Origin of the sequence: Arenibacter lacus (genome assembly GCF_008711145.1) — a bacterium.
In the GTDB taxonomy this organism is placed as follows: domain Bacteria; phylum Bacteroidota; class Bacteroidia; order Flavobacteriales; family Flavobacteriaceae; genus Arenibacter; species Arenibacter amylolyticus.
Genome location: NZ_VVIN01000133.1, coordinates 1 through 3,146 on the forward strand (window position 1 = coordinate 1; position 3,146 = coordinate 3,146).

Consider the following 3,146-nt stretch of genomic DNA (forward strand, 5'->3'; position numbering starts at 1 on the left):
ACAACGGTTCTCAGCTATACGCAGGCAGGGATTTTAACCACTGAACTTCCTACGAAGAACTGAACTTTAAATTTACCACTTAACTGTCCTACGAAGCACGAAACCCCTGCTTGCGTATAGGTGATGTGTGTGCCTTGAATGGTAAATATAGTTTTTTTTTTTTTTTTTAAAAAAAAAGAACATCCCATAGGGTGTAAGTCCCGAATGCGCGGAGGTAACGCTCTGAAGCATTAGTAAGTCGCAAGCTTGTTAAGGGTGACCTTAGAAGTGAAGTAAGCGAGACTACAAAAATCTGAACCGACGAACAGGAACAGAATATGAGGCATAGTTGCTTGGGTAAGTAAGCACATCATTACAAAGCCCCAAACTATTCAAGAGCATCTATGTAGATTCTGCGGGCTTAGATTGAAGGGTATTTACCTTACCAAGGGAGGTCTCTGTAGTTACGAGTTAACATAACAGAGAAGTCAGCCGACGTCATAGTAGTTAATGAGCTGAGCATTAATGAAGGACTGAACAATAATGGTCTTTAATAAACAATGGAGCATTGGTGCGATTTAAGGGCAGTTGCCTAGCACTAAAGTAGCCATCGATTAAGCGAGACAACAAAACGAATGAAGTATTAATGATTAAACAATTAATATCAAAAGAGAATCTGAACGCAGCCTATTTACAGGTTTATCGCAACAAGGGAGCATGTGGCGTAGATGGTAAAAGTGTGCAAACACTCAAGTCTATACTACAAGTAAACGGACAGCAATACATCAAGCAAATAGAAAAAGGAGTTTATCAGCCATCTCCAATACTAGGCGTTGAAATCCCTAAAAGTAATGGTAAAACGAGATTGCTCGGAGTACCAACAGTTACAGACAGGGTTTTTCAACAAGCATTACATCAAGTACTGCAACCTATATTTGAGGTAGACTTCCAAAGGCACAGTTACGGATTCCGCCCACAGCGCAATGCGGGACAGGCAATTTCACAAAGCTTAAAGTACATCAATTCAGGGTATCAACACATTGTCGATATTGACTTGAAGTCTTTCTTCGATGAAGTAGAACATTATGTATTACTAGAGTTGATTTACAGAAAAGTAAAGTGTAAACAAACCTTAAAGCTCTTGCGTTTATTTCTTAGAGCACCAATACTCATTAAGGGTAAACTACAAAAACGCAGAAAAGGAGTTCCGCAAGGCTCTCCTTTAAGCCCTCTACTGTCAAACATCTTGCTCAACGAGCTTGATAAATTACTAGAAAGTAGAAATCTACGTTATGTAAGATATGCCGATGATTTTAGTGTTTATGTTAAAAGTAAGAAAGCCGCAAAACGAGTAGGAAACAAACTCTATTTGTATTTAAAGCAAAAACTCCGATTACCAATCAATCGAGAAAAGAGTGGCATTCGTCGTCCTTTAACTTTTAGTTTACTAGGACATTCCTTTGTAGCCTCTTACAAAAAGGGAGCAAAAGGAAAATATCAATTAATCGTAGAAAACTCTAAATGGAAAACTTTTAAAGCAAAGCTTAAAATGTTAACCAAAAAGACAATTCCTATTGATTTTACTGAACGAATCCACCGTATCAATCTATTGGTTCGAGGTTGGATAAATTATTACAAACAAGCATCCATTCAAGCCAAACTTAAAAAGTTGGAAGAATGGTTAAGAAACCGATTGCGATATTGCATCTGGCATCATTGGAAAAAGCCCGAACGGAAAAGAAAGAATCTAATCCGATTAGGTGTAGAACAAGGAAAAGCCTATGCGTGGAGTAGAACAAGAATGGGTGGTTGGGCAGTTGCTCAAAGCCCTATTCTTAGAACTACAATTACAATCGAACGATTAAAAAGGCGGGGTTACATTAGTTTAGTCGAATACCTCAAACAGTAATGTATCATTATTGAACCGCCGTATACGAGATCCGTACGTACGGTGGTGTGAGAGGCGAACTCCGTGCCTATTTGGGTGCGGAGCCGTCTACTCGATTATGCGGTCGGTTTTCATTTTCTCTTCTTTCTCGTTAATTTGTCAAGCAAAGTTACTAAATTTGCAGTCAAGCAATTTCAATTTTTGAATTATGTATTTCAGCAGACCTTGGACTTCTATCTAAGTGATAGGCAGTCCTGAAAATTCCAATCTCTTTTAGGTCAAGACAATTAGTCTATGGGTTTCGTGTACCGACTTTTTTGTAAAGGCGTTACGTTGTCATAGTTGCTCTGTCGGGTAATACTGTCTATTCACTTCTCCACGATTTGAATTCAAGTATTCACCTGTAAGAAGTTACTAATGACAAAAAAGAAATTGCCCGTTCGTTTTACGGGTCAGCACTTTACTATTGATAAAGTGCTAATAAAAGATGCAATAAGACAAGCAAATATAAGTAATCAGGATACGGTTTTAGATATTGGGGCAGGCAAGGGGTTTCTTACTGTTCATTTATTAAAAATCGCCAACAATGTTGTTGCTATTGAAAACGACACAGCTTTGGTTGAACATTTACGAAAATTATTTTCTGATGCCCGAAATGTTCAAGTTGTCGGTTGTGATTTTAGGAATTTTGCAGTTCCGAAATTTCCTTTCAAAGTGGTGTCAAATATTCCTTATGGCATTACTTCCGATATTTTCAAAATCCTGATGTTTGAGAGTCTTGGAAATTTTCTGGGAGGTTCCATTGTCCTTCAGTTAGAACCTACACAAAAGTTATTTTCGAGGAAGCTTTACAATCCATATACCGTTTTCTATCATACTTTTTTTGATTTGAAACTTGTCTATGAGGTAGGTCCTGAAAGTTTCTTTCCACCGCCAACTGTCAAATCAGCCCTGTTAAACATTAAAAGAAAACAGTTATTTTTTGATTTTAAGTTTAAAGCCAAATACTTAGCATTTATTTCCTGTCTGTTAGAGAAACCTGATTTATCTGTAAAAACAGCTTTAAAGTCGATTTTCAGGAAAAGTCAGGTCAGGTCAATTTCGGAAAAATTCGGTTTAAACCTTAATGCTCAAATTGTTTGTTTGTCTCCAAGTCAATGGGTAAACTGTTTTTTGGAAATGCTGGAAGTTGTCCCTGAAAAATTTCATCCTTCGTAGTTCAAAGTCGGGTGGTTGTCAAGATGATTTTTCTGGTTTGGTGTCGTCTTTTAAGCTGCCG

General features: G+C 37.6%; 2 protein-coding genes. Both read left to right on the top strand.

Going from position 1 to position 3,146, the window contains the following annotated elements; translation table 11 throughout:
• Positions 1–625: 625 nt before the first annotated feature.
• Positions 626–1,888, top strand: coding sequence for a group II intron reverse transcriptase/maturase (gene ltrA, locus F1E73_RS16660; RefSeq protein ID WP_150452617.1), 1,263 nt, complete (start codon positions 626–628; stop codon positions 1,886–1,888).
• Positions 1,889–2,284: 396 nt separating this feature from the next.
• The gene (gene erm(F), locus F1E73_RS16665; RefSeq protein ID WP_004295323.1) at positions 2,285–3,085 is read left to right on the top strand and encodes a 23S rRNA (adenine(2058)-N(6))-methyltransferase Erm(F); all 801 of its coding nucleotides are present in this window, start codon (positions 2,285–2,287) and stop codon (positions 3,083–3,085) included.
• Positions 3,086–3,146: the final 61 nt, after the last annotated feature.